At 71.9% G+C, this 26676-nt stretch carries 31 protein-coding genes and 2 pseudogenes; 16 read left to right on the top strand and 17 right to left on the bottom strand.

Annotated features, from left to right (window positions below):
* Positions 1 to 40 precede the first annotated feature (40 nt).
* Complete coding sequence (locus LRS14_RS26330; protein ID WP_310740907.1) at positions 41 to 460, bottom strand: hemerythrin domain-containing protein; 420 nt, start codon at positions 458 to 460, stop codon at positions 41 to 43.
* Positions 461 to 795: 335 nt separating this feature from the next.
* Here LRS14_RS26330 and LRS14_RS26325 point away from each other — a divergent pair, with 335 nt between their 5' ends.
* From LRS14_RS26325 to LRS14_RS26310, 4 genes are all read left to right on the top strand, one after another.
* On the top strand, positions 796 to 1773 hold the full coding sequence (locus LRS14_RS26325; RefSeq protein WP_257801704.1) for an SDR family oxidoreductase: 978 nt from the start codon (positions 796 to 798) through the stop codon (positions 1771 to 1773).
* 19 nt (positions 1774 to 1792) lie between these two features.
* A complete protein-coding gene (locus tag LRS14_RS26320) occupies positions 1793 to 2266 on the top strand; it encodes a hypothetical protein (RefSeq protein ID WP_257801703.1) in 474 nt (157 codons plus the stop codon).
* A gap of 87 nt (positions 2267 to 2353) precedes the next feature.
* Complete coding sequence (locus LRS14_RS26315; protein WP_052736613.1) at positions 2354 to 2656, top strand: hypothetical protein; 303 nt, start codon at positions 2354 to 2356, stop codon at positions 2654 to 2656.
* Positions 2657 to 2801: 145 nt separating this feature from the next.
* On the top strand, positions 2802 to 4607 hold the full coding sequence (locus tag LRS14_RS26310) for a carbamoyltransferase C-terminal domain-containing protein (protein ID WP_257801702.1): 1806 nt from the start codon (positions 2802 to 2804) through the stop codon (positions 4605 to 4607).
* Between the two features lie 16 nt (positions 4608 to 4623).
* On the opposite strand, the gene LRS14_RS26305 is transcribed toward LRS14_RS26310, so the two are convergent.
* Positions 4624 to 4995: a hypothetical protein gene (locus tag LRS14_RS26305; protein WP_257801701.1), complete on the bottom strand. Its 372-nt coding sequence runs from the start codon at positions 4993 to 4995 to the stop codon at positions 4624 to 4626.
* 201 nt (positions 4996 to 5196) lie between these two features.
* Between LRS14_RS26305 and LRS14_RS26300 the strand changes: the two genes are divergently transcribed.
* Genes LRS14_RS26300 through LRS14_RS26270 form a run of 7 tightly spaced genes read left to right on the top strand, consistent with a single transcriptional unit; the run spans position 5197 to position 12458 of the window.
* On the top strand, positions 5197 to 6564 hold the full coding sequence (locus tag LRS14_RS26300) for a glycosyltransferase family 1 protein (RefSeq protein ID WP_198157056.1): 1368 nt from the start codon (positions 5197 to 5199) through the stop codon (positions 6562 to 6564).
* Positions 6561 to 7172 carry an HAD family hydrolase gene (locus tag LRS14_RS26295; RefSeq protein ID WP_257801700.1) on the top strand — a complete coding sequence of 204 codons (612 nt, stop codon included), beginning with the start codon at positions 6561 to 6563 and terminating at the stop codon, positions 7170 to 7172. Before LRS14_RS26300 ends, LRS14_RS26295 begins: the two co-directional genes overlap by 4 nt.
* On the top strand, positions 7172 to 8311 hold the full coding sequence (locus LRS14_RS26290) for a glycosyltransferase family 9 protein (protein ID WP_257801699.1): 1140 nt from the start codon (positions 7172 to 7174) through the stop codon (positions 8309 to 8311). The genes LRS14_RS26295 and LRS14_RS26290 overlap by 1 nt, the downstream gene beginning before the upstream one ends.
* Before the next feature lie 28 nt (positions 8312 to 8339).
* Positions 8340 to 9425, top strand: coding sequence for a glycosyltransferase family 2 protein (locus LRS14_RS26285; RefSeq protein WP_257801698.1), 1086 nt, complete (start codon positions 8340 to 8342; stop codon positions 9423 to 9425).
* Positions 9422 to 10510, top strand: coding sequence for a glycosyltransferase family 9 protein (locus tag LRS14_RS26280; protein WP_257801697.1), 1089 nt, complete (start codon positions 9422 to 9424; stop codon positions 10508 to 10510). Before LRS14_RS26285 ends, LRS14_RS26280 begins: the two co-directional genes overlap by 4 nt.
* Positions 10507 to 11475 carry a glycosyltransferase gene (locus LRS14_RS26275; protein WP_257801696.1) on the top strand — a complete coding sequence of 323 codons (969 nt, stop codon included), beginning with the start codon at positions 10507 to 10509 and terminating at the stop codon, positions 11473 to 11475. Before LRS14_RS26280 ends, LRS14_RS26275 begins: the two co-directional genes overlap by 4 nt.
* Complete coding sequence (locus LRS14_RS26270; protein ID WP_257801695.1) at positions 11472 to 12458, top strand: UDP-glucuronic acid decarboxylase family protein; 987 nt, start codon at positions 11472 to 11474, stop codon at positions 12456 to 12458. Before LRS14_RS26275 ends, LRS14_RS26270 begins: the two co-directional genes overlap by 4 nt.
* A gap of 110 nt (positions 12459 to 12568) precedes the next feature.
* Here LRS14_RS26270 and LRS14_RS26265 read toward each other — a convergent pair whose 3' ends face one another.
* The 4 genes from LRS14_RS26265 to LRS14_RS26250 are packed head-to-tail and all read right to left on the bottom strand — an operon-like array spanning position 12569 to position 14839.
* Complete coding sequence (locus LRS14_RS26265; protein WP_257801694.1) at positions 12569 to 13483, bottom strand: glycosyltransferase family 2 protein; 915 nt, start codon at positions 13481 to 13483, stop codon at positions 12569 to 12571.
* On the bottom strand, positions 13480 to 14142 hold the full coding sequence (locus tag LRS14_RS26260) for a PIG-L family deacetylase (protein ID WP_257801693.1): 663 nt from the start codon (positions 14140 to 14142) through the stop codon (positions 13480 to 13482). Before LRS14_RS26260 ends, LRS14_RS26265 begins: the two co-directional genes overlap by 4 nt.
* Positions 14139 to 14594: a host attachment protein gene (locus tag LRS14_RS26255; RefSeq protein ID WP_046115585.1), complete on the bottom strand. Its 456-nt coding sequence runs from the start codon at positions 14592 to 14594 to the stop codon at positions 14139 to 14141. The genes LRS14_RS26260 and LRS14_RS26255 overlap by 4 nt, the downstream gene beginning before the upstream one ends.
* Positions 14591 to 14839, bottom strand: a complete 249-nt coding sequence (locus tag LRS14_RS26250) for a hypothetical protein (protein WP_257801692.1) — start codon at positions 14837 to 14839, stop codon at positions 14591 to 14593. The genes LRS14_RS26255 and LRS14_RS26250 overlap by 4 nt, the downstream gene beginning before the upstream one ends.
* A 130-nt stretch (positions 14840 to 14969) precedes the next feature.
* Between LRS14_RS26250 and LRS14_RS26245 the strand changes: the two genes are divergently transcribed.
* Positions 14970 to 15815, top strand: a complete 846-nt coding sequence (locus LRS14_RS26245; protein WP_257801691.1) for a DUF4142 domain-containing protein — start codon at positions 14970 to 14972, stop codon at positions 15813 to 15815.
* A gap of 66 nt (positions 15816 to 15881) precedes the next feature.
* Here the strand turns inward: LRS14_RS26245 and LRS14_RS26240 are convergent, their stop codons facing one another.
* The 3 genes from LRS14_RS26240 to LRS14_RS26230 form a co-directional block, all read right to left on the bottom strand.
* Positions 15882 to 16409: a hemerythrin domain-containing protein gene (locus tag LRS14_RS26240; protein WP_046115587.1), complete on the bottom strand. Its 528-nt coding sequence runs from the start codon at positions 16407 to 16409 to the stop codon at positions 15882 to 15884.
* A 137-nt stretch (positions 16410 to 16546) separates the two neighbouring features.
* A complete protein-coding gene (locus LRS14_RS26235; RefSeq protein ID WP_257801690.1) occupies positions 16547 to 17857 on the bottom strand; it encodes an SDR family oxidoreductase in 1311 nt (436 codons plus the stop codon).
* A 13-nt stretch (positions 17858 to 17870) separates the two neighbouring features.
* A complete protein-coding gene (locus tag LRS14_RS26230) occupies positions 17871 to 18335 on the bottom strand; it encodes a DUF2269 domain-containing protein (protein WP_257801689.1) in 465 nt (154 codons plus the stop codon).
* Between the two features lie 87 nt (positions 18336 to 18422).
* On the opposite strand from LRS14_RS26230, the gene LRS14_RS26225 reads away from it, so the two are divergent.
* Positions 18423 to 18998, top strand: a complete 576-nt coding sequence (locus LRS14_RS26225; RefSeq protein WP_257801688.1) for a hypothetical protein — start codon at positions 18423 to 18425, stop codon at positions 18996 to 18998.
* Positions 18999 to 19035: 37 nt separating this feature from the next.
* On the opposite strand, the gene LRS14_RS26220 is transcribed toward LRS14_RS26225, so the two are convergent.
* The 3 genes from LRS14_RS26220 to LRS14_RS26210 form a co-directional block, all read right to left on the bottom strand.
* Positions 19036 to 19620, bottom strand: coding sequence for a hypothetical protein (locus LRS14_RS26220; RefSeq protein WP_046115590.1), 585 nt, complete (start codon positions 19618 to 19620; stop codon positions 19036 to 19038).
* Positions 19617 to 20045: a phage holin family protein gene (locus tag LRS14_RS26215; protein ID WP_157039775.1), complete on the bottom strand. Its 429-nt coding sequence runs from the start codon at positions 20043 to 20045 to the stop codon at positions 19617 to 19619. The genes LRS14_RS26220 and LRS14_RS26215 overlap by 4 nt, the downstream gene beginning before the upstream one ends.
* A 155-nt stretch (positions 20046 to 20200) precedes the next feature.
* Complete coding sequence (locus tag LRS14_RS26210) at positions 20201 to 20419, bottom strand: hypothetical protein (RefSeq protein ID WP_046115591.1); 219 nt, start codon at positions 20417 to 20419, stop codon at positions 20201 to 20203.
* Between the two features lie 167 nt (positions 20420 to 20586).
* Here LRS14_RS26210 and LRS14_RS26205 point away from each other — a divergent pair.
* Together LRS14_RS26205 and LRS14_RS26200 are read left to right on the top strand one after the other, a co-directional pair.
* Positions 20587 to 21482 (top strand): annotated as a pseudogene (locus tag LRS14_RS26205) (manganese catalase family protein).
* A 16-nt stretch (positions 21483 to 21498) separates the two neighbouring features.
* Complete coding sequence (locus LRS14_RS26200) at positions 21499 to 22101, top strand: CBS domain-containing protein (protein ID WP_257801687.1); 603 nt, start codon at positions 21499 to 21501, stop codon at positions 22099 to 22101.
* Positions 22102 to 22123: 22 nt separating this feature from the next.
* Here the strand turns inward: LRS14_RS26200 and LRS14_RS26195 are convergent, their stop codons facing one another.
* From LRS14_RS26195 to LRS14_RS26180, 4 genes and pseudogenes are all read right to left on the bottom strand, one after another.
* Positions 22124 to 22549: a uracil-DNA glycosylase family protein gene (locus LRS14_RS26195; RefSeq protein ID WP_257801686.1), complete on the bottom strand. Its 426-nt coding sequence runs from the start codon at positions 22547 to 22549 to the stop codon at positions 22124 to 22126.
* 201 nt (positions 22550 to 22750) lie between these two features.
* Positions 22751 to 22891: a hypothetical protein gene (locus LRS14_RS26190; protein ID WP_257802254.1), complete on the bottom strand. Its 141-nt coding sequence runs from the start codon at positions 22889 to 22891 to the stop codon at positions 22751 to 22753.
* 3 nt (positions 22892 to 22894) lie between these two features.
* Positions 22895 to 23629 (bottom strand): annotated as a pseudogene (locus LRS14_RS30470) (hypothetical protein); the annotation flags it as partial.
* Positions 23630 to 24089: 460 nt separating this feature from the next.
* Entirely contained in the window at positions 24090 to 25439 is a 1350-nt protein-coding gene (locus tag LRS14_RS26180; RefSeq protein ID WP_257801685.1) for a response regulator, read from the bottom strand.
* Between the two features lie 147 nt (positions 25440 to 25586).
* Between LRS14_RS26180 and LRS14_RS26175 the strand changes: the two genes are divergently transcribed.
* On the top strand, positions 25587 to 25829 hold the full coding sequence (locus tag LRS14_RS26175) for a DUF378 domain-containing protein (RefSeq protein WP_046116112.1): 243 nt from the start codon (positions 25587 to 25589) through the stop codon (positions 25827 to 25829).
* Here the strand turns inward: LRS14_RS26175 and LRS14_RS26170 are convergent.
* Positions 25801 to 26598, bottom strand: coding sequence for a GDSL-type esterase/lipase family protein (locus LRS14_RS26170; protein WP_257801684.1), 798 nt, complete (start codon positions 26596 to 26598; stop codon positions 25801 to 25803). The genes LRS14_RS26175 and LRS14_RS26170 overlap by 29 nt on opposite strands.
* Between the last annotated feature and the right edge of the window lie 78 nt (positions 26599 to 26676).

Genomic DNA, 26676 nt, shown 5'->3' with positions numbered 1-26676 from the left:
CGGGCGCCTGCCTGTCGGCAATCGACGTTCCCTGCCGGCCTTACCAGCGGCTGGGGCGGCGCAGCGCCAGGCCCAGCAGCAGGCCACCGACGAAGAGCGTGGCCGTCATCGCCACCATGGCCGGCGGCAGCGTGCGCACCGAGCCCACCAGCAGCTGCCCGGCATGCGGCGCGGCCAGCTGCATGCGCCGGCGCGTCATGCGCGCGCCCAGCACCGGCAGCTGCTCGGCCAGCAGCGATTCGGCGGCCGGCAGCAGCACCGTCTCCTCGTCGGCCACGTGGTGGATCACGTCGCGCATCAGCTCCAGGAAGGCGCGGTCGTAGCCGCGGTCCTCGGGCGCCATGCTGCGCAGCTGCGCGATCAGGCGCTTCATCTCGTCATGCTCGGGGCGCGACTTGGTGAGCACGGCATTGCCGGTGGCCACCGTCTCCAGCGCGGGATAGAAGATCTCCTCCTCCAGCTGCGCATGGATCTCCAGCGCCAGGCAGATGGCGTCGACGATGGTCTTCTTGCGCGCGGGGGTCGGACTCCACCCGGTAGCGGTGCGACATGGTCAGCACATGCGAGTGGTCCATCCGGATCATCGTGGTGATGCCGGGCGACAGCGAGCTGAGGGCGCGATCGGTGTTCATGCGGTCTCCTTGGCGTGGTCGGTCCGTGTTGGCCGGGCGGTGTGGCCTGAATCCCCTGCTTGGCAAGCCGGATGCCCTGCTGCCTTGAGCGCCTTGCGGGAACGCCCCTTGCCGCCGTTTTCCGCATTGGCCGGCAGCTGCCGGCACCTGAACAGGAGCCCCCATGAGCCAGACGGAAGACACCACCGCGCGCCACCTGAAGATCCAGCAGGAACAGGACGCGAAGGACGCGAAGAAGCAGAAGGAGCAGCAGGACGAGAAGCCCCAGGGCGTGCAGGCGGGCGCGCGCGAGCAGCCCACCGACCTGCCAGCCCAGCACCAGGACAAGCCCGGCACCGAGGCCGACCTGCAGCTGGCCCCGCGCTTCATGGCGCCCGACTACAAGGGCAGCGAAAAGCTGCAGGGCATGGCCACGCTGATCACCGGCGGTGACTCGGGCATCGGCCGCGCGGTGGCGGTGCTGTTCGCTCGCGAGGGCGCCGACGTGGCCATCGTCTACCTCAACTCGCACGAGGATGCGCAGGAGACCCGGCGCTGCGTGGAGAAGGAAGGCACGCGCTGCCTGCTGATCGCGGGCGACGTGAAGGACAGCGGCTTCTGCCAGCAGGCGGTGGACCAGACAGTGAAGGCCTTCGGCAAGCTGGACGTGCTGGTGAACAACGCCGCCTTCCAGGAGCATGCCGAGTCCATCGTCGACATCACCGACGAGCGGCTGCAGGAGACGCTGCAGACCAACATCGCCGGCTATTTCCACATGGCCCGCGCTGCGGTGCCGCACCTGAAGCAGGGCGCTTCCATCATCAACACCGGCTCGGTGGTGGGCCTGAAGGGCAGCGCCAAGCTGCTGGACTACTCCACCACCAAGGGCGCCATCCATGCCTTCACCAAGTCGCTGGCGCAGAACCTGGTGAGCCAGGGCATCCGCGTCAATGCGGTGGCGCCCGGCCCGGTGTGGACGCCGCTGAACCCGGCCGATTCCCCGGCCGAGCAGGTGGCCGAGTTCGGCAAGCAGACCGACATGAAGCGCGCCGCGCAGCCGGAGGAACTGTCCCCGGCCTACGTGTACCTGGCCTCGCCGGTGATGTCCGGCTACGTCACCGGCATCGTGCTGCCGGTGACCGGCAGCGTGGGCGCCATCTGAACCTGAAGGAATCGTCATCATGACCAGCGAAGACAACAAGCCCGTGCCGCCCGCCTCCATCAAGCCCGACGCCCGGCCGGCATTCGCCAGCTCGGGCCGGGGCGACGACACCATCGCCTCGCATCCCATCGGTGCCACCGCCGGCGCGGTGGGCGGTGCCGCAGCGGGCGCGGTGGCCGGCCTGGCCGCCGGCCCGGTGGGCAGCGTGGCCGGGGCGGTCATCGGTGCCGCGCTGGGCAGCGGCGCCTCCGGCGGCACCACCGGCATGATGGCCGCCGGTGCGCCCAAGGAGGCGCTGGCCGACGCGCCCGACGACCATGCCGCGGCCTACCGCTACGGCGAGCAGGCACGCCAGCAACATGCGGGCCGGCCCTGGTCCGAGGTGGAGGCCGAGCTGGCAGCCGGCTGGCCTGCCGCGGCTGGGGACTCGGGCCTGGACTGGGCCAGCGCCAGTCCTGCGGTGCGCGCGGCCCTGGAGCGCGCCGAGCGCTGACGACCTGGCGCCGGCAACGGCGCTGGCGGGCATGCGGGTATGGCCCTTGCCGCAAGGCCAGGCCGCCCCGCGGCCAAGGAGAACACGATGAACCCGACCGACAAGCAGGACATGGAAGACAAGGCGCGCAGCCACAAGGAAGACCAGCGCCTGGAAGGCAAGAGCAAGGACAAGGACCGCGTGCCCACCTACCAGGAACTGCTGGACGAGTCGCTGGACCAGACCTTCCCCGCCAGCGACCCCATTTCGCCCGGCGCCGCCATCAATGCCGAGCGCCGCACCAGCACCGACAAGGACGAGGTGGACTGGGAGCTCAAGCCCAGCCAGGCCGGCAAGGACAACCCGCCCGCCGACGATGGCGAGACGGAGAGCAAGAAGCCGGGCAAGTGAGGGTCGTGCGGCGGCCAAGCCGCCGTTCTTGCCTGCTCCGCTGCCCGGTGGCGGATTGCTACTCGGTGCCGCTGGTCATGTGCGCAGGCACCCGCTCGGCATGTGCCTTGCCCTTGGCCGCCCATCACACCAAGGAGCCTCATCCATGATCACGTTGGGCATCAACGCGGCTTTCCATGATTCGGCGGCAGCGCTCGTCATCGACGGGCAGCTCTGCGCCGCCGCTGAAGAGGAGCGCTTCTCGCGCATCAAGCATGCCAAGCGGCCGGTGCCCTTCAGTGCGTGGGAGCTGCCCTTCAATGCCATCGACTTCTGCCTGGCGCGCGCCGGCATCGCGCTCACCGACGTGGATGCGGTGGCCTACAGCTTCGATGCCGGGCTGTTCCTGGACGGCCGGCTGCAGGGCGACACCATCACGCTGCCGCTCATCCCCTCGGCGCAGCCCGATCCCCGTTGGGAGAACCCCTGGGATCCGCTGTTCGCGGCCTATGTGTTGAATGCCTCGCGCCAGCTGGTCGACGGTGCGCCGCACCACCTGGGCAAGCGCTTCAAGGGCGCGAAGTTCGACGGTCCGTTCACATTCCACCATGTGGCCCACCACCTGTGCCACCAGGCCAGCGCCTTCCTGGCCGCGCCCTTCGAGCACTGCGCGGTGATGACCCTGGACGGCCGCGGCGAGCGGGCCACCAGCACCTACGGCGTCTACCGCGACGACAGCTACCGGGCCATCGGCGAGGTGCAGGTGCCCCACTCGCTGGGCCTGCTGTACGAGCAGGTGACCACGCACCTGGGCTTCCTTGCCTCGTCGGACGAATACAAGGTGATGGCCCTGGCGGCGCAAGGCCGGCCGCGCTGGCTGGGCCTGCTGCAGGAGCATGTGCACCTGCTGGACAACGGCCAGTACCGCATCGATCCCATCGACCTGGCCAAGCTGGTCGGCCCGGCGCGTGAGCGCGGCGGCCCGATGGAGCAGTGGCACTTCGACCTCACCGCCAGCCTGCAGGCGCTGCTGGAGCAGACCACGCTGAAGCTGGCCACCTGGCTGCGCGAGACCACCGGCGAGCGGCAGCTGGCCATGGCCGGCGGCGTGGCGCTGAACTGCGTGGCCAATGCCAAGCTGCGGGATGCCGGCCTGTTCGACGAGGTGTGGGTTCAACCCGCGGCAGGCGATGCCGGCACCGCGCTGGGCGCGGCCTTGTGGATCGACAGCCGCGCCCGCGCCGAGGGCAGCGCCAAGGACCCGCAGCTGCCGGTGATCCGCGAAGGCGAGCCGGTGAAGCTGGCGCCGCGCACCTGGACCATGACCCATGCCTACTGGGGCCCGGACTGGAGCGACGAGGCCATCGAGGCCGAGCTGAAGTGGGCCAAGCTGCCCTACCGCCGCATGGCCGAGCCGGCCAGGGAGGTGGCCCAGGTGCTGGCGCGCGACCAGGTGATCGGCTGGTTCCAGGGCCGCATGGAATTCGGCCCGCGGGCGCTGGGCGCGCGTTCCATCATCGCCTCGCCCATCCACGCCGAGATGCAGGCCCGCATCAACGAGCTGAAGGACCGCGAGGACTTCCGCCCGGTGGCGCCGGCGGTGCCGGAGGAGCACATCGGCGAGTGGTTCACCCCCGGCCACGCCAACCGCGGCAAGTCGCCCTTCATGCTCTTCATCTACGACGTGCTGGAGTCGCAGGCCGGTCGCATTCCCGCGGCCTGCCACAGCGACCGCACGGCCCGCGTGCAGACGGTCAGCGCCGAGACGCAGCCGGCCTTCCACAGCCTGCTCACCGCCTTCGGCGAGCTCACCGGCGTGCCGGTGCTGATCAACACCTCGTTCAATGTGCGCGGCGAGCCGGTGGTGTGCACGCCGCGCGATGCCATCCATGCCTGGGCCAGCACGCCGGTGGATGCGCTGGTGCTGGGCCCGTTCCTGCTGGAGAAGAACCCGCCGCAGGCACCGGCCTGACCGGCGGCCGCGCCGCTCAGCGGCGCGGCACCACGCCCTCGGGCCCCGAGCTCGGCCCGCGCAGCACCTCGTCGGCCGCTCCAGGGTCTTCCTCGCCGGCCTCGGACTCGCCCTCGATGCTGCTCTCCGGCTGCACCGGCATCTGGCCGCCGTGCTGCTGGCGGGTGGCCTGTTGCGCCTTGCGGGCCTTGATCAGCTCCGCGTCCGGATCCTCCGGCGCCACGTCGGGCGGCAGGTCGGCGTCGGGCAGCGCGGACTGGATGTGCGCGCGCTGCGGCGGCGGCACGTAGTCGCCGTAGTTGCTGCCGGCGCGGCTGCGGTCGCCTTCGTCGGTGGTGGTCACGCGGGCTTCGTTCGTGTGGCTGTGCAGCGGGTTCGGGTCGGTCATCTCGGCTCCTCGGTGGGCGGTGTGTAGGCACATCAGGCAACCCACGTTCCTGCCGGCGCTGCTTGCGGCAATTTGGTGCGGCACCGGCGCGCGGTTACAGATGGCGCGCCCAGCCATAACCGGCGGCAATGAAGAACGGGGCCGGTGGAACACCGCTTGCCATGTGGCGGCATCGGAGAACGCCGCAAGAAAGCCAACACCATGGTGCAACACCGCCGCCTGCGCATAGGCCTGATCAGCGAACACGCCTCACCGCTGGCCCATGCCGGCAGCGTCGATGCTGGAGGGCAGAACGTCTACGTCTCGCAGGTGGCGCGTGCGCTGGCTGCAATGGGCCACCACGTGGATGTCCTCACCCGCCGCGACGACGCCGCGCTGCCCGCCGTGGTGGACGTGCGCCCCGGCATGCGCGTGGTGCATATAGATGCCGGCCCACCCGAGTTTGTTCCCAAGGAAGACCTGCTCCAGCACATGCCGGCGTTCACGCGGGCCTCGCGCCACCTGATGCAGCGCAGCGTGGGCTACGACCTGCTGCATGCCAACTTCTTCATGTCGGGCTGGGTGGGGCTGGCGCTGCGCCACATCTTCGAGGTGCCGCTGGTGATGACCTTCCATGCGCTGGGCCTGGTGCGGCGAGAGCACCAGGGCAGCGCCGACACCTTCCCGGCCGCGCGCATCGACATCGAGCGCCGCATCGTGCAGGGCGCCGACCGGCTGATCGCCGAATGCCCGCAGGACCGCGACGACCTGGTGCGGCTGTACGGCGCGCAACCCGAGACCATCTCCACCGTGCCCTGCGGCGTGGACCTGTCGATGTTCGGCCCGCGCGACCGCGCGCAGGCGCGGCGCCGACTCGGCCTGCGCGAGGACGAGTTCGTGGTGCTGCAGCTGGGCCGCCTGGTGCCGCGCAAGGGCATCGACAACGTGATCCGCGCCGTGGGCCTGATGGACCGTGCGCTGAAGCCGCGCCTGCTGGTGGTGGGCGGCGAATCGGTGGAACCCGACGAGCGGCGCACGCCCGAGATCGCGCGGCTGCGCGCCGTGGCCCGCGACGCCGGCGTGGAAGACCTGGTCACCTTCACCGGCCGGCGCGACGTGGCCGAGCTGCCCGACTACTACGCCGCGGCCGACGTGTTCGTCACCACGCCGGCCTACGAGCCCTTCGGCATCACGCCGCTGGAGGCCATGGCCTGCGGCACGCCGGTGGTGGGCAGCGCGGTGGGCGGCATCCAGTACAGCGTGGTGGATGGCGTCACCGGCTACCTGGTGCCGCCCAAGCATCCGGCCGCACTGGCCGAGCGCCTGTCCTGGCTGTGCGCCAATCCGGCGCTGCGCGGCGCACTCGGCCGCGCCGGCATGGCGCGGGTGCGCTCGCAGTTCACCTGGGACCGCGTGGCCAGCCAGCTGGCCGAGGTGTACCAGGAGGTGTGCGAGGCAGATGCCGCGGTGCTGCAGCGGCCGCACCAGGCCTTGCACCGCGGCGCCGGGCTGCCTGCTGCCGCCACGCTGCCCAAGCCGGCGGCCCAGGCGCTGGTGCTGGCCGCCGCGCCGCGCGGCCTGGGCGCATGAAACGCGCCGTCTTCCTGGACAAGGACGGCACGCTGGTCGAGGACGTGCCCTGGAACGTGGATCCGGCGCTGCTGCGCTTCACGCCGCAGGCCCTGCCGGCGCTGCAGCGGTTGGCCGCGGCCGGCTACCTGCTGGTCATCGTCACCAACCAGTCGGGCCTGGCCACCGGGCGCTTCACCGAGGCCGAGTTCGGCGTGCTGCAGCAGGCGCTGCTGCAGCGCCTGCGCGAGGAAGCCGGCATCGAGATCGCCGGCCTGTACCTGTGCCCGCATGCGCCGGCGCCCGATGGCAGCACGCTGTGCGACTGCCGCAAGCCGCAGCCCGGCATGCTGCTGCAGGCAGCGCAGGCGCATGACATCGACCTGGCGAACAGCTGGATGGTGGGCGACATCCTGAACGACGTGGAAGCCGGCCGCCGCGCCGGCTGCCGCACGGTGCTGCTGGACCGCGGCGGCGAGACGGAATGGCTGCTGACGCCGATTCGCACGCCCCACCATGTGTGCGAGGACCTGGCCAGCGCGGCCGACGCCATCCTGGACAGCGATGCCGTGGTGGCCGCCTCCGCGCGGCGGGCCGCCGCGTCGCCCGGCACGGAGCTGCGCCGGTGATGGCGGCCATGCCGACCGACCCGGCCGCGCCCTGGCGCGGCGTGCGCCGCCTGCTGGCGGTGCGGCTGGACAACCTGGGCGACGTGCTGATGACCACGCCCGCGCTGGCCGCCATCAAGCAGGCCCTGCCGGGCGTGCACACCACGCTGCTGGCCTCGCCGGCCGGCGCGGCGCTGCAGCCGCACCTGCCCGACGTCGACGAGGTCATCACCTTCGAGGCGCCCTGGGTGCAGTCCCGCTGCACTGCCGCCCAGGCCGGCCCGGCGGTGCAGGACCTGGTGCAGCGCCTGGCCGCCGGCCGCTTCGACGCGGTGGTGGTCTTCACCGTGTGCACGCAGAGCGCGCTGCCGATGGCGATGGTGGCGATGCAGGCTGGCATCCCGCTGCGGCTGGCGCATTGCCGCGAGAACCCCTATCACCTGCTGAGCCACTGGGTGCGCGACGCCGAGGTGCCGGGCGACGGCATGCGCCACGAGGTGCAGCGCCAGCTCGACCTGCTGGCCGCGGTGGGCATCGCGCCGCCGGCGCAGGGCCTGCCGGGCCGCCCCGCCACCGGCCTGCGCTTCATGCCGGCGCCGGCCGATGCGGCTTCGCTGGCAGCCAAGCTGGCGCAGGCCGGCATGGACCCGGCCGCGCCGTGGTTCGTGGTGCATCCCGGGGCCAGTGCGGAATCGCGGCGCTATCCGGCCGAGCGCTTCGCCAAGGCGGCCCAGGCAGTGGCCGAGGCCGGCGGCGGCCATGCGGTGATCGTGGGCGGGCCGGCCGAGGCCGCGCTCGTGCAGGCCGCGCGGCCGGCGCAGGCGCCCAGCACCGCGCTGGTCGGTGGCCTGTCGCTGGGCGAGCTGGCCGCGCTCATCGCCGGCGCCCGCATCACGCTGTGCAACAACAGCGGGCCGGCCCACATCGCCGCCGCGCTGGGCGCGCCGGTGGTGGTGCTGTATGCACTGACCAATCCGCAGCACACGCCGTGGCAGACGCCAGCGCGCGTGCTCAGCCACGACGTGCCCTGCCGCAACTGCCTGCGCAGCGTCTGCCCCATGGGCCACCACGCCTGCCTGCTGGGCGTGCCGGCCGACGTGGTGGCCGATGCCGCGGTGCGGCTGATGCATGCCACGCCGCTGGCCACCGCGCCCGCCTGATCCCACAGAACAAGAAGGAGCCCGTTCCATGAGTGCATCCCTCACCGGTGGCGGCCTGCCGGCCTTCGGCGCCGCCCCGGCCGGCCAGCTGCCCACCGCCGCCGATGGCCAGGCCCCGCCGGGCAGCCTGCCCACGCGCGGCCCGCGGCCCGAGGTGGCGGTGGTGATGGCCACCTACCGCCGGCCCGACATGCTGCGCCGCTGCCTGGAGGCGGTGGTGGGTCAGAGCCTGGCGGGCGACCGCTACGAGGTGGTGGTGGTGGACGATGGCCCCGACGACGACACCCGCCGCGTGGTGGAGGCGATGGATGCCGCCACCGGCGGCGCGCCCGCGGTGCGCTACCTGCGCAACGTGGGCAAGGGCCCGGCCACCGCGCGCAACGTGGGCTGGCGCGCCAGTGCCGCGCCGCTCATCGCCTTCACCGACGACGACACCGTGCCCGATGCCGACTGGCTGCGCGAAGGCCTGGCCGCGATGTCGTCGGGCCATGCCGCGGCCAGCGGCCGCGTGCGCGTGCCGGTGGAGGGCGCACCCACCGACCATGCCCGCATGACGCAGGGCCTGGAGACGGCCGAGTTCGTCACCGCCAATGCCTTCGTGCGGCGCGACATCCTGCTGCGCGTGGGCGGCTTCGACGAGCGCTTCAAGCGTGCCTGGCGCGAGGACTCGGACCTGCATTTCGCCATCCTCTCCCTGGGCGCCGAGGTGATCCGCGCCGACAGGGCGGTGGTGCTGCATCCGGTGCGGCCGGCGCCCTGGGGCATCTCGCTGGGCCAGCAGAAGAACGTGGTGTTCGACGGCCTGCTCTACAAGAAGCACCGCGCGCTGTTCCGGCAGAAGGTGCGCACGCAGCCGCCGTGGCTGTACCTGGGCATCGTGGGCCTCACCGGTGCCGCGCTCGTCGCCCTGGCCAACGGTGCGCCGCAGGCCGCGGGCTGGTGCGGATTGGGTGCGCTGCTGGGCATCGGCCGCTTCGCCTGGCTGCGGCTGCGCGGCGCCTCGCACGATCCGGCCCATGTGTGGGAGATGCTGTGCACCTCGGCCGCCATCCCGTTCCTGGCGCTGTGGTGGCGGGTGGTGGGCGCCTGGCGCTTCAAGGTGATCTACCCATGACGCCGCAGCCACTGCCGCCGCTGCTGCCGGACGGGCCCCGCCGCATCGGCGTGTTCCGCGCGCTGATGCTGGGCGACATGCTGTGCGCGGTGCCGGCGCTGCGTGCCATCGCGGCGCGCTGGCCGGAAGCCGAGCTGGTGCTGATCGGCCTGCCCTGGGCCCGTGAATGGGCGAACCGGCTGCCGATGGTCTCGCGCTTCGTGGAGTTTCCGGGCTGGCCGGGCCTGCCCGAACGCGAGACCGACCTGGCCGCCTTGCCCGGCTTCTTCCAGGCGATGCAGGCCGAGCGCTTCGACCTGATGATCCAGCTGCACGGCAGCGGCAGCATCGTCAACAACCTGCTGGCGGCGTGCGCGCCGCAGCGGCTGGCCGGCTTTGCCGAGCCCGACGACCTGGCCACCGAGCCCGGGCTGTTCACCCGCTGGCCGCGGCAGGGCCATGAGATCGAACGGCTGCTGCATCTCACCGACCACCTGGGCCTGCCACGCCAGGGCACCGGCATGCTGCTGCCGCTGACTGACGACGACCGCGCACGCGCGGCCGCGCTGGTGGGCGACGGGCCGCCTTACGCCTGCGTGCATGCGGGCGCGCGCTTCACCTCCCGCCGCTGGCCGGCCGAGCGCTTCGCGGCGGTGGCCGACCGGCTGGCCGGGCAGGGCCTGCGCATCGTGCTCACCGGCAGCGAAGGCGAGCGCGAGGTGGTGCAGCGGGTGAAGCAGGCCATGCGGCATGAGGCGCTGGACCTCACCGCCCGTACCGACTTCTGGTCGCTGGCCGCACTGGTGGAAGGCGCCCGGCTGCTGCTGAGCAACGACACCGGCCTGTCGCATGTGGCGGCGGCGGTGGGCGCGCCCAGCGTGGTGGTCAGCTCCGGCAGCGACGTGGACCGCTGGGCACCGCTGGACGTGCAGCGCCACACGGTGCTGTGGTCGCCCGCGCCTTGCCGGCCCTGCGGGCATGAGCACTGCCCCTACCAGCATGAATGTGCGCTGGCCGTCAGCGTGGACGAGGTGGCCGCGGTGGCCCTGCGCCGCGCGGTGGACACCTCCCTGTCGGCCCGCGTGGCCGAGGAAGCAACTGCATGAACACCCCCACCTCCAAGCGCCTGCGCGTGCTCACCTGGCATGTGCACGGCAACTACCTGTACTACCTGACGCAGGCGCCGCACGACTTCTACCTGGCCACGCTGCCTGGCCATCCGTCGGGCCACGTGGGCAAGGTGGGCGTGCTGCCCTGGGGCGACAACGTGCACGAGGTGCCGGCCGACGCGCTGGGCGGGCATGAGTTCGACTGCGTGCTCTACCAGCATGAACGGCACTGGCACGACGACCGCATGAGCCGCCTGACGCCGGCGCTGCGCGACCTGCCCACGCTGTTCGTGGAGCACGATCCGCCGCAGGGCCATCCCACCGACACCCGCCATCCGGCGGCCGGCAGCGGCGCGCACATCGTGCACGTCACGCCCTTCAATGCGCTGATGTGGGACAACGGCGATGCGCCGGTGAGCATCATCGACCACGGCGTGCTCATACCCGAAGGCGTGCGCTACAGCGGCGAGCGCAACGAGGGCATCGTCGTCGTCAACCACCTGCAGCAGCGCGGCCGCCGGCTGGGCGCCGACGTGTTCGAGCAGGTGCGCCAGCAGGTGCCGCTGCAGCTGGTGGGCATGGACAGCCTGCGCATGGGCGGGCTGGGCGAGGTGGGCAACCTGGACCTGGCCGCGGCCATGGCGCAGTACCGCTTCTTCTTCAACCCGATCCGCTACACCAGCCTGGGGCTGGCGGTGATCGAGGCCATGATGGTGGGGCTGCCCATCATCGGCCTGGCCACCACCGAACTCACGACGGTGATCCGCAACGGGGTCAATGGTTATGTGGACACCCGGATCGACCGCCTGGTGGAGGTGATGCGCATGCTGATCAACGAACCCGACACCGCCCGCCGGTGGGGCGAGGCCGCTCGCCAGACGGCGCTGGAGCGCTTCAACATCCAGCGCTTCGCGGCCGACTGGGACCGCGTGCTGACCGACGTGGCCGGGGGTGCGAAATGAGCAGCCCGCCCCGCCCCCTGCATGCCAGGCGTGTCGTCGTCACCGGCGGTGCCGGCTTCATCGGATCGCACCTGTGCCGCAGGCTGCTGGACGCCGGCGCCGAGGTGCTGTGCGTGGACAACTTCTACACCGGCTCGCGGGCGCTGATCGCGCCGCTGCTGGGCCATGCGCGCTTCGAGCTGCTGCGCCATGACGTGACCTTCCCGCTGTACGTGGAGTGCGACGAGATCTACAACCTGGCCTGCCCCGCCTCGCCGGTGCACTACCAGCTGGACCCGGTGCAGACCACCAAGACCAGCGTGCACGGCGCCATCAACATGCTGGGCCTGGCCAAGCGGGTGAAGGCGCGCATCCTGCAGGCCAGCACCAGCGAGGTGTACGGCGACCCGTTGGTGCATCCGCAGAAGGAAGACTACTGGGGCCATGTGAACCCCATCGGCCCGCGCAGCTGTTATGACGAAGGCAAGCGCTGCGCGGAGACGCTGTTCATGGACTACCGGCGCCAGCACAAGCTGCGGGTGAAGGTGGCGCGCATCTTCAACACCTACGGTCCGCACATGCACCCGGGCGACGGCCGCGTGGTCAGCAACTTCATCGTGCAGGCCCTCACCGGCCAGCCGATCACGCTCTACGGCGATGGCCAGCAGACGCGCAGCTTCTGCCATGTGAGCGACACGGTGGATGCGCTGATGAAGCTGATGGGCACCCGCGACGACTTCGCCGGCCCGGTGAACATCGGCAATCCGGTGGAGCGCAGCATGCTGGACATCGCCCGGCTGGTGCTGGAGCTCACGGGTTCCAAGTCCGAGCTGGTCTTCGAGCCGCTGCCGCAGGACGACCCGCGCCAGCGCTGCCCGGACATCACCCTGGCCCGCGAGGAGCTGGGCTGGCAGCCCACGGTGGAGTTGCGCAACGGGCTGCTGGACACCATCGCCTGGTTCGACAAGTGCCTGGCGGGCGGGCCGGAGGATCGCAGGATGTGAGGCGGCGCGTCGGCCGGTGGCTTGAACCTGCTTGCCGGATGCCGACGACCTGGGAAGCCTGCCTCGCTGCCGTGAACGGCGGGCACGGCCACGTCTGAAGACGGCGGCGCCTATTGCCGCTGCGCCACCACCGGCGTGCTCGGCGCATCGGCCGCCAGGGCGCCGCCGCGGTGCACCAGCCACCAGTCGCGCACCACCTGCGGCGGCAGCACGCGGCGCTGCCGCAGCACCCAGGGCAGGCTCGCCATCGCGGCACGCAGGCCTTCGCGCCGCAGGCCCTGCTGGCGGGCGTCGCGCAGCACGCTGCGGGTCTCGTCCCAGGCCACCGCCAGCGGCAGGCGCAGCCAGGCCAGCCACAGCCGGTTGCGGATCAGGCTGGCGCGGCGGCGGTGCAGGTCGCGCGCGGGGGAAGGATGGTGGTGCGTCACCACGTCGTGCCGGTAGCACAGGGCCCAGCCGCGGGCCTGCAGGTCGAAGGCCAGCAGGGCTTCCTCGGCGCCCAGGAAGAAGCGCGGCTCGTAGCCACCGGCCTCGAGGAAGGCGGTGGTGCGCATCACCACCGCGCCGGCCATGAAGCCCACCAGGGCCGGGCCGGGCAGGCCGCGTGCATCCAGCGGGCTGTGGGCCATCACGTCGCAGGTGGGGTCGGTGCGGCCCTCCGGCTCCACGATCACGCGGGCATTGAGGGCGGCCACGCGCGGATGGGCATCCAGCAGGTCGGCCGCCCGCGCCAGCGCGCCGGGCGCCCACCAGGTGTCGTCGTCGCAAAAGGCCACGTAAGGCGTGTGCACCTGGGCCACGCCGCTGTTGCGGCCGGCGGCGCCGCGGTTGGTGGGCTCTCGCACCAGCCGCACCTGCGGATGCTCGGCCCGCACCCGCTCGGCGGTGCCGTCGGTGCTGGCGTTGTCCACCACGATGATCTTGGGCCGCTCGGGCAGGGCCTGCAAGCTGTGCAGCACGCCCATCAGTTCGTCGGCCCGGTTGTAGGTCAGCACCACGATGCTGATGCGAGGGTTGGCATTCATCCGAGTTGCAGGCGCCAGAAGCGCTCGGGGTGTCGGGTGTCGGCCAGGCCGTCGGGTCCGAAGGCCCGGGCCTGGCTGGGATAGGCCGCGATGGCACGCGCCTTGGCGGCGGCCTCGCCGGCCGGCGGCTGCAGCAGCGGCGTGGCCTGGATGCCGGCCTGCTGCAAGGTGGCCAGGCGCGCCTGCACCAGGCCGGGCATGGCGCGGTACAGCGCCTCCTCGTAGCCGAGGGCCTCGGCCCGGCCCACCGCGCGCAAGGCCTGCAGGCAGGCCTGGTGCACCAGGTCATGGTCGGAATGGAACAGGCCCAGCGGCACCAGCACCGGCGCTTCGGCCGGCAGTTCATGCAGCAGCCCGGCCAGCGCCTGGGCCACTTCGTCGATGCGGGGCGAGGCCTCGTACTGGCTGTCCAGGAAGGGCAGCCAGCGAGGATGTGCGCCCACGGCCTGCAAGGCCTCGCGGTCCTCGGCCAGCCGGGCCGCCATGGCCTGGCCAGCGCCGTCGAAGCCGCATTGGCGGTCCCAATCGGTCAGCCGGCCGGCATCGGGTGGCGTGCCGGCCAGCACCGTCACCACGCAGGTGCCGGGGTGGGCGGCCAGCCACTCGCCGCAGCCGAACACCGCATCGTCCAGATGCGGCGAGACGAGCAGCGCCCTCATCCGCCGGCAGGGAACAGCCGTGCGGTGAGTTCCTCGGCGCGCATGTGCGTCAGGTCATGGTTGTCGTCGTCGGTGATGACCGCGGCCACCTGCTTGCTGCAGGCCTTGCGCAGCAGGCCCAGGAAACGCGGCGCGGCCACCACGCGCAGCGTCTGGTAGCGGCCGGCCTGCAGGGACTCGGCCAGCCACTGCGCCACGGTGCGGGCGAACACCTCGGCATGCTGGTGCGTCTCGTCCAGCCCGGCGGAGGTGGTGGCATTGCTCGCATGCTCGGTGCCGCCGCGCCGGCCGTGGCCGTCGTGGCGCATGTCGGCGTCCTTGGCGTGGGCATCGGGGTCGGTGAGGGTGTGCACTTCCTGCAGCGTGGCGCCGGGCTTGGGCAGCTCGTACACATGGGCCACCGCCTCGTCGGCCACCAGCACCCAGAGCTTGTCGTTCGATGCGTTGCTCATCCCGCCTTCCTCCCGGTGGCCTGGCCGCCGGCATCGCCGTTGTCGCTGCCGGTGGCAGCGCGGTCGGCATTGCGGGCCAGCGAACTCTCGGCGTTGTCCATCGCCTGCTGCTCGGGCGTGTCGTTGGCTTGCTCCAGCTCGGTGCCGCCGTCCAGCACTTCGGCCAGGCCTTCCTGTTCCTTCACCGCATCACGGCGTTCGTTCATCGGCCGGCCGGGGCCGGAAACCTGCGTGGGATTGGTCATCGGTGTTCTCCGTGGGGTTCAGGTGCCGGCTTTTCGGCAAGCGCCATGCCGAAGCGACCGCACACGGGGGCATCGTCACTTGCCGTTGCACGGGTGCTGCGGCCGTTTGCCGCGACGGAGCGACGAGACCATGACATCCATCAAGAACAAGCCCTTCCTGCCCACCTCGCAACGCCCGCTGGCCGGCCTGCTGATCGTCGCGGCGGGCCTGCTGGCCGCCGGCTGCGACCGCGGCGCCCCCAACACCGATGCCAACGGCATGGCGCCCAACACGCCGGCCGCATCCGGCGTGGGGCCGGGCGTGGGCAACAGCCCCACCAACGCCGGCGCGCCGCCGCCGGATTCACCGGAGAACAGCCGCACCGGCAGCCGCGTGGGCATCCCGCAGGGCAGCCCAGAAGCCGGCATGGCGACGCCGGAGAACACGCCCACCACCGGCGGCGTCGGCGCGGTGGCGCCCTCGCCCGGGGCCGCCGCCTCGGCCGCGCCGCCGGCCAGCGGAACCAGCTCCACCGCGCCGGGCCCCGCCGTGCCGTTGAGTGCCAGCGAGAAGGCCTTCATGGCCGCGGCCCATGTGGCCGGCCTCTACGAGATCGAGGTGGGCCGCATCGGTGCCGAGCGTGCGCAGGACACCAAGGTGAAGGCGCTGGCAGGCCATCTCGTGTCCGAGCACAGCGTGGCCAACGATGCCCTGCGTGGCCTGGCCGCACTGCGCAACGTGGAGCTGCCCACCAGCCTGCCGCCCGATCGCCAGGCCGACATTGACAAGCTGAAGAAGGCGCCGGCCGCGCAGTTCGACGAGACCATGGTGCAGGCCGTGGTGATCCCGGCGCACCAGGACGACATCGCCCGCTTCGAGCGCGCCCAGCAGGACGCCCGCGACCCCGAGCTGAAGGCCTTCATCCAGCGCACGCTGCCCACGCTGCACCAGCACCTGAAGAGCGCGCAGACGCTGGCCCTGCCGCCCAAGAGCTGAGGCGGCGGCAGGCGTGAAAAAGGCGGCCGAGGCCGCCTTGTTCGTTGCCGCCGGAGCCCGGCAGGCTCAGTGCGCGAGCACGGCCTTGCCTTCCATCAGCTCCTGCTTGCGGGCCAACAGCTCGGCGCCCACGGCCTTGATGTCGATGCGGCGGCGCAGCTTGGGGAACATCTCTTCCTGTTCCTCCTTCACGTGGTGCTCGATGTACTCGCCCAGCACCGTGACCTTGGCGTCGTACAGGTCATCGTCGGCGGTCATCGACTCGATCTGCGCGATCAGGTCCTTGGCGCTGGCGTGCTCCACGGTGGCTTCGTCCACCAGGTCGGCCTCGGGCAGCACTTCGCGGGCGGCCGGGTAGAAGATCTCTTCCTCGATCTGCGCATGCACCGTCAGCAGCAGGCAGATCTGGTTGGCCAGCGCCTCGCGCTCCTGCGCGCCGGCCTCGGCCTTCACCAGCTTCTCGTACTTCTTGAAGAGCTTCTTCACCTCGTCATGGTCCTGCGTCAGCAGGGTCAGGGCGTCGGGCGCTTCCTTGTCCTTGCGGGCAGGCGCGGCGCGGGTGGTTCGGGTGGTGGCGGTGTTGGCGGTAGGCATTGGGTACATCCTCATGTATGGGTACAAGGCCTTCAGGCTATCGAAGCTTGCAGCGCTTGTGGGCCCCGCAGGGGCTTGTCGCGGCCAAGCCGCACGGCTGCGTGGCCGGCTGTCCGACACGCCGGTCGGACAGCGGATCAACCGGGCGCCCCACGGCGCCTTTGGCGCGGCTTTTCGAAGGCCAGCAGCACGCACAGCGCCGCGGCGATGGGCAGGTTCTTCAGCACCGGGCCATACGGATGCAGCCAGTAGTCGGGCAGCTTCAGCGTGATGACCACGGTGTAGAAACCCATCAGCCCCAGCTGCGCCCACCACAGCCAGCGCCGTGGATGCAGCAGCGTGGCCAGGCCCAGCGCCAGGTCGAAGGTGGCCGCGCCGTACAGCATCAGCACCGCCAGCGGGCCGGTGATGCCGGTGCGCGCCAGCAGCGCCAGGCTGTCGGCCACCGGGTAGAGGCCGTAGGACACCACGGCCGTGACCAGCCACACCAGCGCCAGGCTCAGCCGCAGCAGCGCCAGCGCCAGCGGCAGCCGCGCCGCGGACAGGGCCGCCTGCCGCAGCGGCCCGACGAAGCCGGTGGCCGCCCGCGGCGCGCGGCCCAGCAGGCGGGTGACGTCATGTGCATCGGCCACGTTGCCCCGCTGCAGCATCTGCCAGGTCTGCCGGTTGAGCACCGAGCCCGGCAGGTGGTCGCCTGCCGCGGCCAACCGGTCCATCAGCCCGCGCGGCAGCGGCAGGAAGCGCGCCGGGCGCAGGCCCATGCCGGCGCGCAGGGCCGCCAGGTAGCCGCGCAGCGGCAGCGGTTCCGGGCCGACGATGGCCAGCCGCCGCGGCGTGTCGGCGGCCACCTCGTCGTGCAGCAACAGCCGCATGACGGTGGCCACCACGTCGTCCACATGCACCGGCTGGATGGCGCCCGCGCCTTGCGGCAGCGGCACGGCCAGCGGTGCGGCCGCCAGCTGCAGCAGCTGCTGCGTGCTGGCGCCGTCGATGCCGAACACCAGCGAAGGCTGCAGCACGAAGCCCTGCACCGGCAGCGCCAGCAAGGCTTCGTCCGCCGTGCGCTTGCTCAGGTGGAAGGTGGTGCTGGCCTGCGCATCCGCACCCAGGGCCGAAAGCTGCAGCACCCGTTTCACACGGGCATCGGCGCAGGCCTCGAACAGCGCGATCGGTCCGCGCGCATGCAGTGCGTGGAAGGTGTTGCGGCCGTGCTCGGCGGCGATGCCCACGGCATTGACCACCGCATCGGCACGTTCGAGCGTTGTGCGGCAGCCGGCCAGCGGATCGTCGGCCGCGAAGTCCAGCGCCACGCAGCGGCGCTGGGGATGCTGGCGCTGGTAGGCATCGGGATCGCGCACGCCGCACACCAGGGTGTGGCCGGCGTCCTCGATGGCCTGCGCGATGCGGCTGCCGATGAAGCCGCTGGCCCCGGCCAGCAGGATCAGCATGGCGTGCGCCGCCTCATTGCGGCTTGGCCACCATCAGCCAGAAAACGATCACCAGGCCCACGAAGGCCGGTATGCCCAGCAGCACCCACCAGCGCAGGTAGCGCCAGTAGCGCTCGGGCAGCTCGGTGCCGGTGGCCACCGCATGGCGGGCCATGTCGCGCATGCGCAGCTGGATCCACACCACCGGCAGCCAGCAGGCGCCGGCCACGAAGTACAGCACGAAGGACCAGAAGATCCAGGTGGTGGTGAGCGGCAGCTGCGCGATGTGGGCCATCGCCAGGCCGGTGGCGGGCTGCACGATGATGGTGGTGGTGGTGAAGATGGCATCGGCCACCACCACATGGCCCACCACCGTGGCGGCCACCCGCGGATCGCGCGTCAGGCTGGCCAGCAGCATGTAGTAGGCCGAGCCGATGCCCGTGCCGAACAGGATGGTGGACGACAGCACGTGCAGCCATTTGAGGAGGAGGTAGCTCATGGGCGGGTGGGTTGGCGTGTGGGTGCCAGGGCATCTGGTTTGCCTCGGTTGCGGCAACCGGCATTCCGCCGGCATGAAAGGACGTTCATGCGCTACGCAAGCACCGGCGCGGCCCGAAGCGCGCTGCGGATCATCGAAGGCGGCCTCAGCCAGGTTCGCCAGGCACCCTTGGCCGGCGTGCGGCCCACCTCGGCGCTGTGGTGGGGCGGCATGGCGGCCAACCTGCTGTCGGCCGCGGTGCTGATGCTGCGGGGCCGGCAGGAATCCACCACGCTGGGGCCCATCAACGCGGTGAGCCACTGGGCCTTCGGCAAGGAAGCGCTGCAGCAGGACGATGCCACCTTGCGCCACACCGCCACCGGTGCCGCCATCCATGCCGGCAGCAGCCTGTTCTGGGCGGCGCTGTACGACTTCGTGGTGGTCAAGCCGCTGTTGCGCCGCCAGCCGGTGGCCAGCGAGCCGATGGCTGCCGCGGCGCCGCTGCTGGTGGGCGCCGCGGCAGTGGCCACGGTGGCCGCGGCCGTGGACCTGAAGCTGGTGCCCGAGCGGCTCACGCCAGGCTTTCAGCACCGGCTGTCGAACACCAGCCTGGTGTTGACGTATGCGGCCTTCGGCGTGGGCCTGGCCGTGGGCGGCCTGCTGCAGCTGCGCGGTCGGCGCTGAGGCGCCGGACAGGGCCGGGCGCTGCCCGGCCCGGGCGTCAGTAGCCCTTGTCGGGCGGCGGCGCCACCGGCACCGTGGGCGGTGCCGTCTCTGCGCGGGCAGCACGGGCGTTGTGGGCCCGGGTGGCCCGCTTGGCCTCGCGCGCGGCCTTCCAGTCCATCGCCGTGCGCGCGATGCGGAAGATGCGCATCGGCCACCAGCCGCCCGGCGCAAAGGCCGATGCGGCCGCCGCGGCCGGGGAACGGGCCGGCAGCACGAAGGGCGCCAGGATCAGGCCCAGCCGCGCCATGGCACCGAACAGGCCCGGCTTCTCGCCCGGGGGCAGCGCGCCCGGCGGCAGCGCATGGCCATAGCGGTAGGCCTCCTGGCGGGCGCGCGCGCGGGCCTCGGCCCGCGGGTCGTGGCGCACCGCCTTCACCACCCGCCAGGCGATCCAGGCCGTGGCCAGCGCGCCCACGCCGATCAGGGCCACGCGGCCGCCGGAGCGGGCGGCCACGCGGGTCTGGCGAGAGACGTCGTCGATGCGTTGCAGCAGCCGGCGGTCGTGCAGCATCACGTCGCGCTCGGCGCGGCGGATGCGTTCGTCCAGCGGCAGGTCGCTGGGGGTGTGCTGCGTGGTCATGGCGACACCTCGTTCGGACTGTTGGCGTTCTTCACGGTGAAGTGGTGCAGCGTGGCCGGCAAGGCCAGCAGCGGCACCATCGCCACCGCGCGCCAGGCCAGCAGCCCGGCCGCGGCCAGGTTCACCACCAGCACCAGCACCATGGTCCAGATCGGCGACCAGCCGGCCACCTGCACCAGCATCAGCACCACCGCGGCCCACAGCGCGATCCAGCCCGTCAGGGCCACCACCGCGGCCAGCACCAGCAGCGCGATGATCTTGGGCAGCACGTCACGGGCGCGGCGCAGCTCCAGGGCCAGCAGGTGCACACGGGCGCTGAGCGCCGCCGCGGCTTCCTGCAACAGGCCCTGGATGCCGGCAGGCAAGCCTGCCAGGCCCTGGCGCGTGCCGCCGTCAGGGGGTGGGGAGCCGGGGGAACGGTTCATGCTGGCCTTTCGTCGTGGAATCGTGGACGCACGCACCTGATGGTCGTGCTTGATACACCTGTTGGCAATTCAAGTGCCGACGTTCTTTGCAGGGCGAAACACTTGGGCGCCCGGGCCGGGTGCGGCAAAGATTGCCGCCGCGCCCGGTCCATGGCTCAACGCTTGGTGCCGGTCTCGTCGGACTGGCCGATCACCCTCGTCTCGCCGGCCTCGGGCTTCAGCCCGCCGATGCCGCTGCCGCCATCGAAGCCCTCGCTCATGTTTTCGAGGGCGGCCTTGCTCTGTTCACTGTTGCGCTTGGCGGTGTCGTCCTCGCGCTTCTTGTCCTTGTCGCCCAGGTTGTCGGCGCCGCCTTGGCTGGTGGGGATGGTCATCGTGCTTCCTTCGTCTGTGGTGGGGGTATCGGGGCGGTCAAGGCAAACGGCCTGCCGCCCAGCGGGGCAGGCAGCTGCGCCTGCGGAACGCGCATTGCCGTGAGGGGGCAGGCCTGCTCGCAGGCTCCGCGCAATCGATCGACGACACCACCCTCAAAGGAAGATTCATGTTCGTTCACAACAAGCGACTCCAATACACCGTCCGCGTCAGCGAAAGCAACCCGGGCCTGGCCAACCTGATGCTGGAACAGTTCGGCGGCCCGCAGGGCGAGCTGGCCGCGGCCTGCCGCTACTTCACGCAGTACCTGGGAGAGGACGACCCGGGCCGCAAGGACATGCTGATCGACATCGCCACCGAGGAGCTGAGCCACCTCGAGGTCATCGGCACCATCGTCGGCATGCTCAACAAGGGCGCCAAGGGCCGGCTGGCCGAGGCGGTGGAGGAAGAGGGCGAGATCTACCGCGCCATCACCGGCGCCGGCAACGACTCGCACATCACGCAGGTGCTGTACGGCGGCGGCCCCCGCTGACCAACTCGGCCGGCGTGCCCTGGACCTCGGCCTACATCGACACCATCGGCGAGCCCACGGCCGACCTGCGGTCCAACATCGCGGCCGAATCGCGCGCCAAGATCGTCTATGAGCGCCTGATCGCGCTGACCGACGACCCGGGCGTGAAGGAGGCGCTGGGCTTCCTGATGACGCGCGAAGTGGCGCACCAGAAGAGCTTCGAGAAGGCGCTGTACTCCATCCAGCCCAACTTCCCGCCGGGCAAGCAGCCGCCGGTCAAGCCTTTCGACGGCATCTACTACAACATGTCGCAAGGCGTGGGCGACCTGCGCGGACCGTGGAACAGCGACGAGAACTTCACCTACGTCAGCGACCGCGAGGAGCAGGCGGCGGTGGACGGCAGCGACGGCCAGTTCAGCGTGAAGCTCACCACCGACGAAGACCAGGTGGTGCAGCAGATGGCCACGCGCACGATGTCCGATCCGCAGTCCGATCCGACCACCGGCGCGGACCTGGGCAGCGGCCAGGCCCTGCTGCAGCCCGGCACCAAGTAAGCCGGAGCGGCATCGCATGAAAACCACCGTGGCCGACCTGATGACCCGCGGCGCGCATGTGATGGCACCCGACGACAGCCTCGACCTGGCCGCCCGGCTGATGGACGACCTGAACGTCGGCGCCATGCCGGTGTGCCGTGCCGACACCTTGCTGGGGATCGTCACCGACCGTGACATCGTGGTGCGCGGCATTGCGCGCAACCGCCCGGTGGACAGCACGCCGGTTTCCGACGTGATGAGCGAGCACGTGCGCTTCTGCTTCGAGGACCAGCCCCTCAACGAGGTGCTGCCCGAGATGCGGCAGGCGCAGATCCGGCGCCTGCCGGTGCTCAACCGCCAGCACCGCCTGGTGGGCATGCTGAGCCTGGCCGACCTGGCCACCAAGGCCAGCCCCCCAGGCCGCGGCGGACGTGCTGAGCGCCGTCTCCGAGCCGGCCGAGCCGGATCGGACGGCGATGCCGCAGAAGCGGGCAGCCTGAACCCGGGATGCACGCCCGGCGGGCGTGCACCTTCCCGTTGCTTCCCGCGTGCCATGGCGCTTTGCCAAAGCAGCTGGTCATGCAGACTGCCGAGGCGGTGCAGTGGCCGGTCAATGCCAGGGCAATGCCGCCCACCCTGAGTCGACGTGGCCGCGCTGCCAGTCACCGCGCAGCATCTGCCGACGCCGCCACCCGCAAGTCTTCCACCCACGCCGCGTAGGCCGCATCGAAGTCCTCCCGCGGCATGCGCAGCAGGGCCGAGGGATGCCAGGTGACCAGCACCGGCGGGCCTTCGGGGCGTTGCAGCCATTGGCCATGTTCGCGGGTGATGGTCACGGTGCGGCCCATCAATGAGCGGGCGGCGGTGGCGCCCAGGGCCACGATGCGCCGGGGCTGCACCGCTGCGATCTCGCTGGCCAGCCAGTGGTGGCAGGCCTGCACCTCTCGCTGGGCCGGGGTCTTGTGCATGCGGCGTCTGCCGCGCAGCTCGAACTTGAAGTGCTTGACCGCATTGGTCACGTACAGCGCTTCCCGCGGCAGCCCGGCTTGCTGCAGCGCCTGGTCCAGCAGACGCCCCGCGGGCCCCACGAAAGGCCGGCCCTGAAGATCCTCGGCATCGCCTGGTTGCTCCCCCCACCAGCATCAGCGCCGACGCCAGCGCACCCTCGCCCCAGACCGTCTGTGTCGCAGGCTCGCCCAGCGGGCATTCTCGGCAGCCGGCCGCGGCCGCGCGCAAGGCGTCGTTGTCCTGCGGCGGCGCGGCGGGGGCGGGAGACGGGGCCGCAGCCTTCACCGCAGCACCGGCGATTGCGGCAAGAGCAGCATGCGGTCGCGCGGCAGCGCAGGCAGGCGGCTCATGTCGATGGAGAGGTCCTGCACCGGCACGCTGTAGTGCAGCTCATGCAGCAGGAACTGCAGCGTCTGCGTCATCAGGCTCTCCGCGATGCCTTCGCCCGGGCAGCGGTGGTGCACCTCGGCCTGGCCGCCGCCTTGCGGCACGAAGCCGAAGGGCCGCTGCTCCGGCGGGCCGATGTGCTCGCTGCCGGGCCGCGGCTGCTGTCGCCGCTCGGGCCGGAAGCGCTCGGGGCGGAAGGCCCCGGGCGTCTGCCAGGCGCGCGGTCGTGGTTGGTGCCGTACAGGTCCAGCAGCACCCGGCGCCCGGCTGGAAAGGCGTAGCCGTTCCAGGTGAAGGCGCGGCGGGTGCGGGCCGCCACCGCGGGAAAGAAGGGGTAGTAGCGCCGCACCTCGTGCACGAAGCAGGCCATGGCCATGCGCTGGTCGGCCGGCGGCGCGCCCAGCAACGCCTCGCGCTGGCCGGGCTGCTGGTGCAGCGCATGCGCGGCCAGCACCGCATAGACCGCCACCGCCACCGTGGGCCGCAGCAGGTTCAGCAGCTCCACGCCGGCAACGGCAGCGGGCAGCAACTCGCCGTCGGCCTCCCGGTGGCTGGCGATGCGCTCCAGCGCCGTGGCCGCGGTGGACGCACTGACGCCGGCGCTGCGCACCGCCTCGACGAGGCCGGTGGCCCAGGCATCGGCGGCCTGGCGGGCACGCCGCGAACGCAGGTGCTGCAGGTTCATCGCGCCTGCGCCATCGAACAGCAGGCTCAGCTGCTGGGTGCGCTGCTTCACCTCGGCCTCGGGCAGCGGCACGCCGGCCCAGGCACACACCGCACGCGTGAACACCTCCTGCGCCGCGGGATACAGCACCACCGGCTCGCCGGCCCGCCAGCCGGCGGCGGTGCGCCGCCAGGTCTCGCGCACCTGCTGCGCCAGGGCCTGCACCGGCTGCGGCCCGCACAGCGAGACGAACAAGGCCTTGCGATGGCGGTGCCGCTCGCCGTCCAGGCCCTGCACGCCGCCCTGGCCGAACAGCGTGGCCTCCAGCGCCTCCGGCGCGGCGCCGCGGCGGGCGAAGCGTTCCTCGTCGTAGAACAGGCGCGCGGCCTCCGGGCCGGTGAGGCACAACGTGGGGCGCAGCAGCAGCCGGGCCTCGAACACGTCGGTGCCGTGTTCGCGGCAGCGGCTGCCGATGAAGCGGTAGGGGTCGGCCATCAGCGCGAGGCTGCTGTCCATCTGCGGGTCGCGCGGGATGGGCCGGCTGGCGGTGGGTGGCGTGGTGTGGGTCGTCATGCGCATGCCTGCAGCAAATCAGGCTCCCGCCGGGTGGCGCACCAGCGTGCCAGCTCGGCCTGCAGGGTGTCCGGTTGCAACGGGCCCGGCAGGCAACCGTCGGCGCCGGCCTGTTGGGCGCGCCACAGGGCGTCGGTGGACAGGGTGTCGGCCTCGGCGGACGCGCCTTCGGCATGGGCCAGCAGCAGCACGCGGCACGGCGGTGCATGGCCATGGCGCTGCAGCTCGCGCAGGCGGCGGGTGGCTTCACAACCATCCAGCACCGGCAGCTGGAAGTCCAGCAGGGCGAGCACCGGCGCCCGCTGCTGGCAGGCCTGCAGGGCCTGGGGGCCGTCGGCGGCCAGGTGCACTTCATAGCCCAGCGCATCCAGCATCGTGCGGGCCAGCATGCGCAGCGCGGGCTGCGGCGTCGCCACCAGCACCGGCAGGCGGTCGGCCGTGGTCAGCGGGGCCGGTCGGGTGCTGCCGCTGGGTGCGTCGGCGCTGCCGGCCAGCGCCTGCGTCCAGCGGTTCCAGTCGCCGCGGCTGAACGGATGGCAGCCCAGCACGAAGCCGGGCAGCGTCTGCGGATGCAGCAGCCACGGCGATCCCGCCTCCACCGCCAGCACGCAGTGCACCCGCTCGGGCAGCAGAAGACGCAGCCGCTGCAGCGCCAGCACCGACAGGCCCGGGCCTTCAAAGGCGATAACCAGCGCCGGCCAGGCCTGGCCCGGACGCTGCGCACGCACGCGCCGCAGTGCATCGTCCAGCGTGGGCAGGGTGGTGACGGCCCAGCCGCATGCCTGGGCCTGGCTGGCCACCGACGCGGCATTCACCGGATCGCCCTGCAGCAGCCACAGCCGCGGATGGCCACTGGCCGGCGGCGGCTCCGGCTCGCGCTGGGCATCGCGCAGCGGATAGGCCGCGCTGAAAAGGAAACCCGCCAGCGGCAGGCAGGCGAACTCGATGCGCGCCTGCGACGCGGGACACAGGCCATGGGCACGCTGCAAACGCGGCTGGCCGGCGCGGCCGGAGGCATCCAGGTCCACCACGAAGCCCATGCGGTCCAGCGCATGCAGCATCTGTGCATCCGCGCCCAGCCGGCCGGTGCCGCCCACCCGCAGCCGCAGCATGCAGCCGCCCAGCTTCTGGCTGCGCGCCACCGCATGGAAGGCCAGGAAGCCCTGCGACAGCAGGCCCAGTGCACACAGGTACAGCCGGTGCAGGCTGCAGGCCAGCGCCGGCGCCTGCGCGGTGCACCAGTCGCTGCCCTGCTCACCGAAGGTGTAGCTCAGGCTGCGTGCCGCCAGCAGCGGCACCACCTCCCTCACGCTGACGGCAAACAGCCGCGACACCGGCATCTGCATGCTGCCCTTTCGCAGTCCAGGCCCGGTGCAGGCGGCAATCGGCTTGCCAGCCGGCCCGGCATCCGCGTCGGCACACGGCACGCCATGTGCCCATGCAGCGCTGTGCGCAATACCGCGCCGACAACCGCTTTCGAAGGACGTACCGACATGGACCGAACCACCGCAGCACCCGGGGTGCGCACGCATTCCACTTCCATCGTGGGCACCATCGCGATGATCCTGCTCATCGTCGGCGGCCTGAACTGGGGCCTGGTCGGCCTGTTCAACTTCGACCTGGTGGCCGCGCTCTTCGGCGCCGGCACCGTGCTGGCCCGCGCCGTCTACATCCTGGTGGGCCTGTCGGCGCTGTACGCCATCTTCCTCACCCCGCGGCTGTCACGCGCGCCTTGAGGGCGCCTGAGGCAGGCAGCAGCCGGCTGAAGGGCGCGCTGCGCCGCAGCCGGTCGTAGCAATAGCGGTAGCTGGCCGCGCTGGGGTGGATGCCATCCCGCGCGAACCAGCGCTGGCGGTCCGCCACGAAAGGGTCGGCCGCCCCCACGCGGAAGAAGTCCAGGTAGGTGGCCCCCGCCCGGCGTGCGCAGCGCGCATAGATGCGGGCGGCCTGCCGCGTGCGCAGCGACATCCACCACGAGAACGGCGGCACGAACACCGGCGCATGGCCGATGTTGGCCGGCCCCAGCCACACCACCCGCGGCGCCACCGGCGCCAGCACCCGCATCAGCGCATCGGCGGCCCGTTCCAGCTGCGGCAGCCGGCGGGTGTAGAGCACATCGTTGCCCCCGGCCAGCACCAGCACCGCATCCATGTGCGGCAGCTCATGCGCATGCGCGGCCACCTGCTGCGCCACGTCGGGCAGGCGCGCGCCGCTGCGGCAGGCGTTGATGAGCTGCAACTGCGGATGGTCGCGCGCCAGCAGCGCCGCCACCGAATGCGCCGGCCCGCCGCCCACGCCCACGCCGGTGCTGTCGCCCAGCAGCAGCACGCGCTGCCGCGGGCCGTGCGGCCGCTGGGTGAATGCGGTGGTGTCGGCCACCAGCCCGCGGGCAGCCTGCAGTGCGCGGCGCAGCCGGCCCGCCTGCAGCAGCGTGGCCCCGGCCACCACGGCCAGGGCGAGGGCGCCGCCGAGTCTTGCGGCAAGGGTGTCGTCGGATCCCGTCATGTGTCTTCCGTGCCCAGGTGGCGCGGCAGGGGCGCCGCCCGCTGGCTTGGCAAGGGCTGTTCCGCACCCTCGGGCGGT

The sequence above is a fragment of the Aquincola sp. J276 genome, assembly GCF_024700035.1.
GTDB lineage: Bacteria > Pseudomonadota > Gammaproteobacteria > Burkholderiales > Burkholderiaceae_C > Aquincola > Aquincola tertiaricarbonis.
This window is presented reverse-complemented; position numbering and strand designations above follow the sequence as displayed.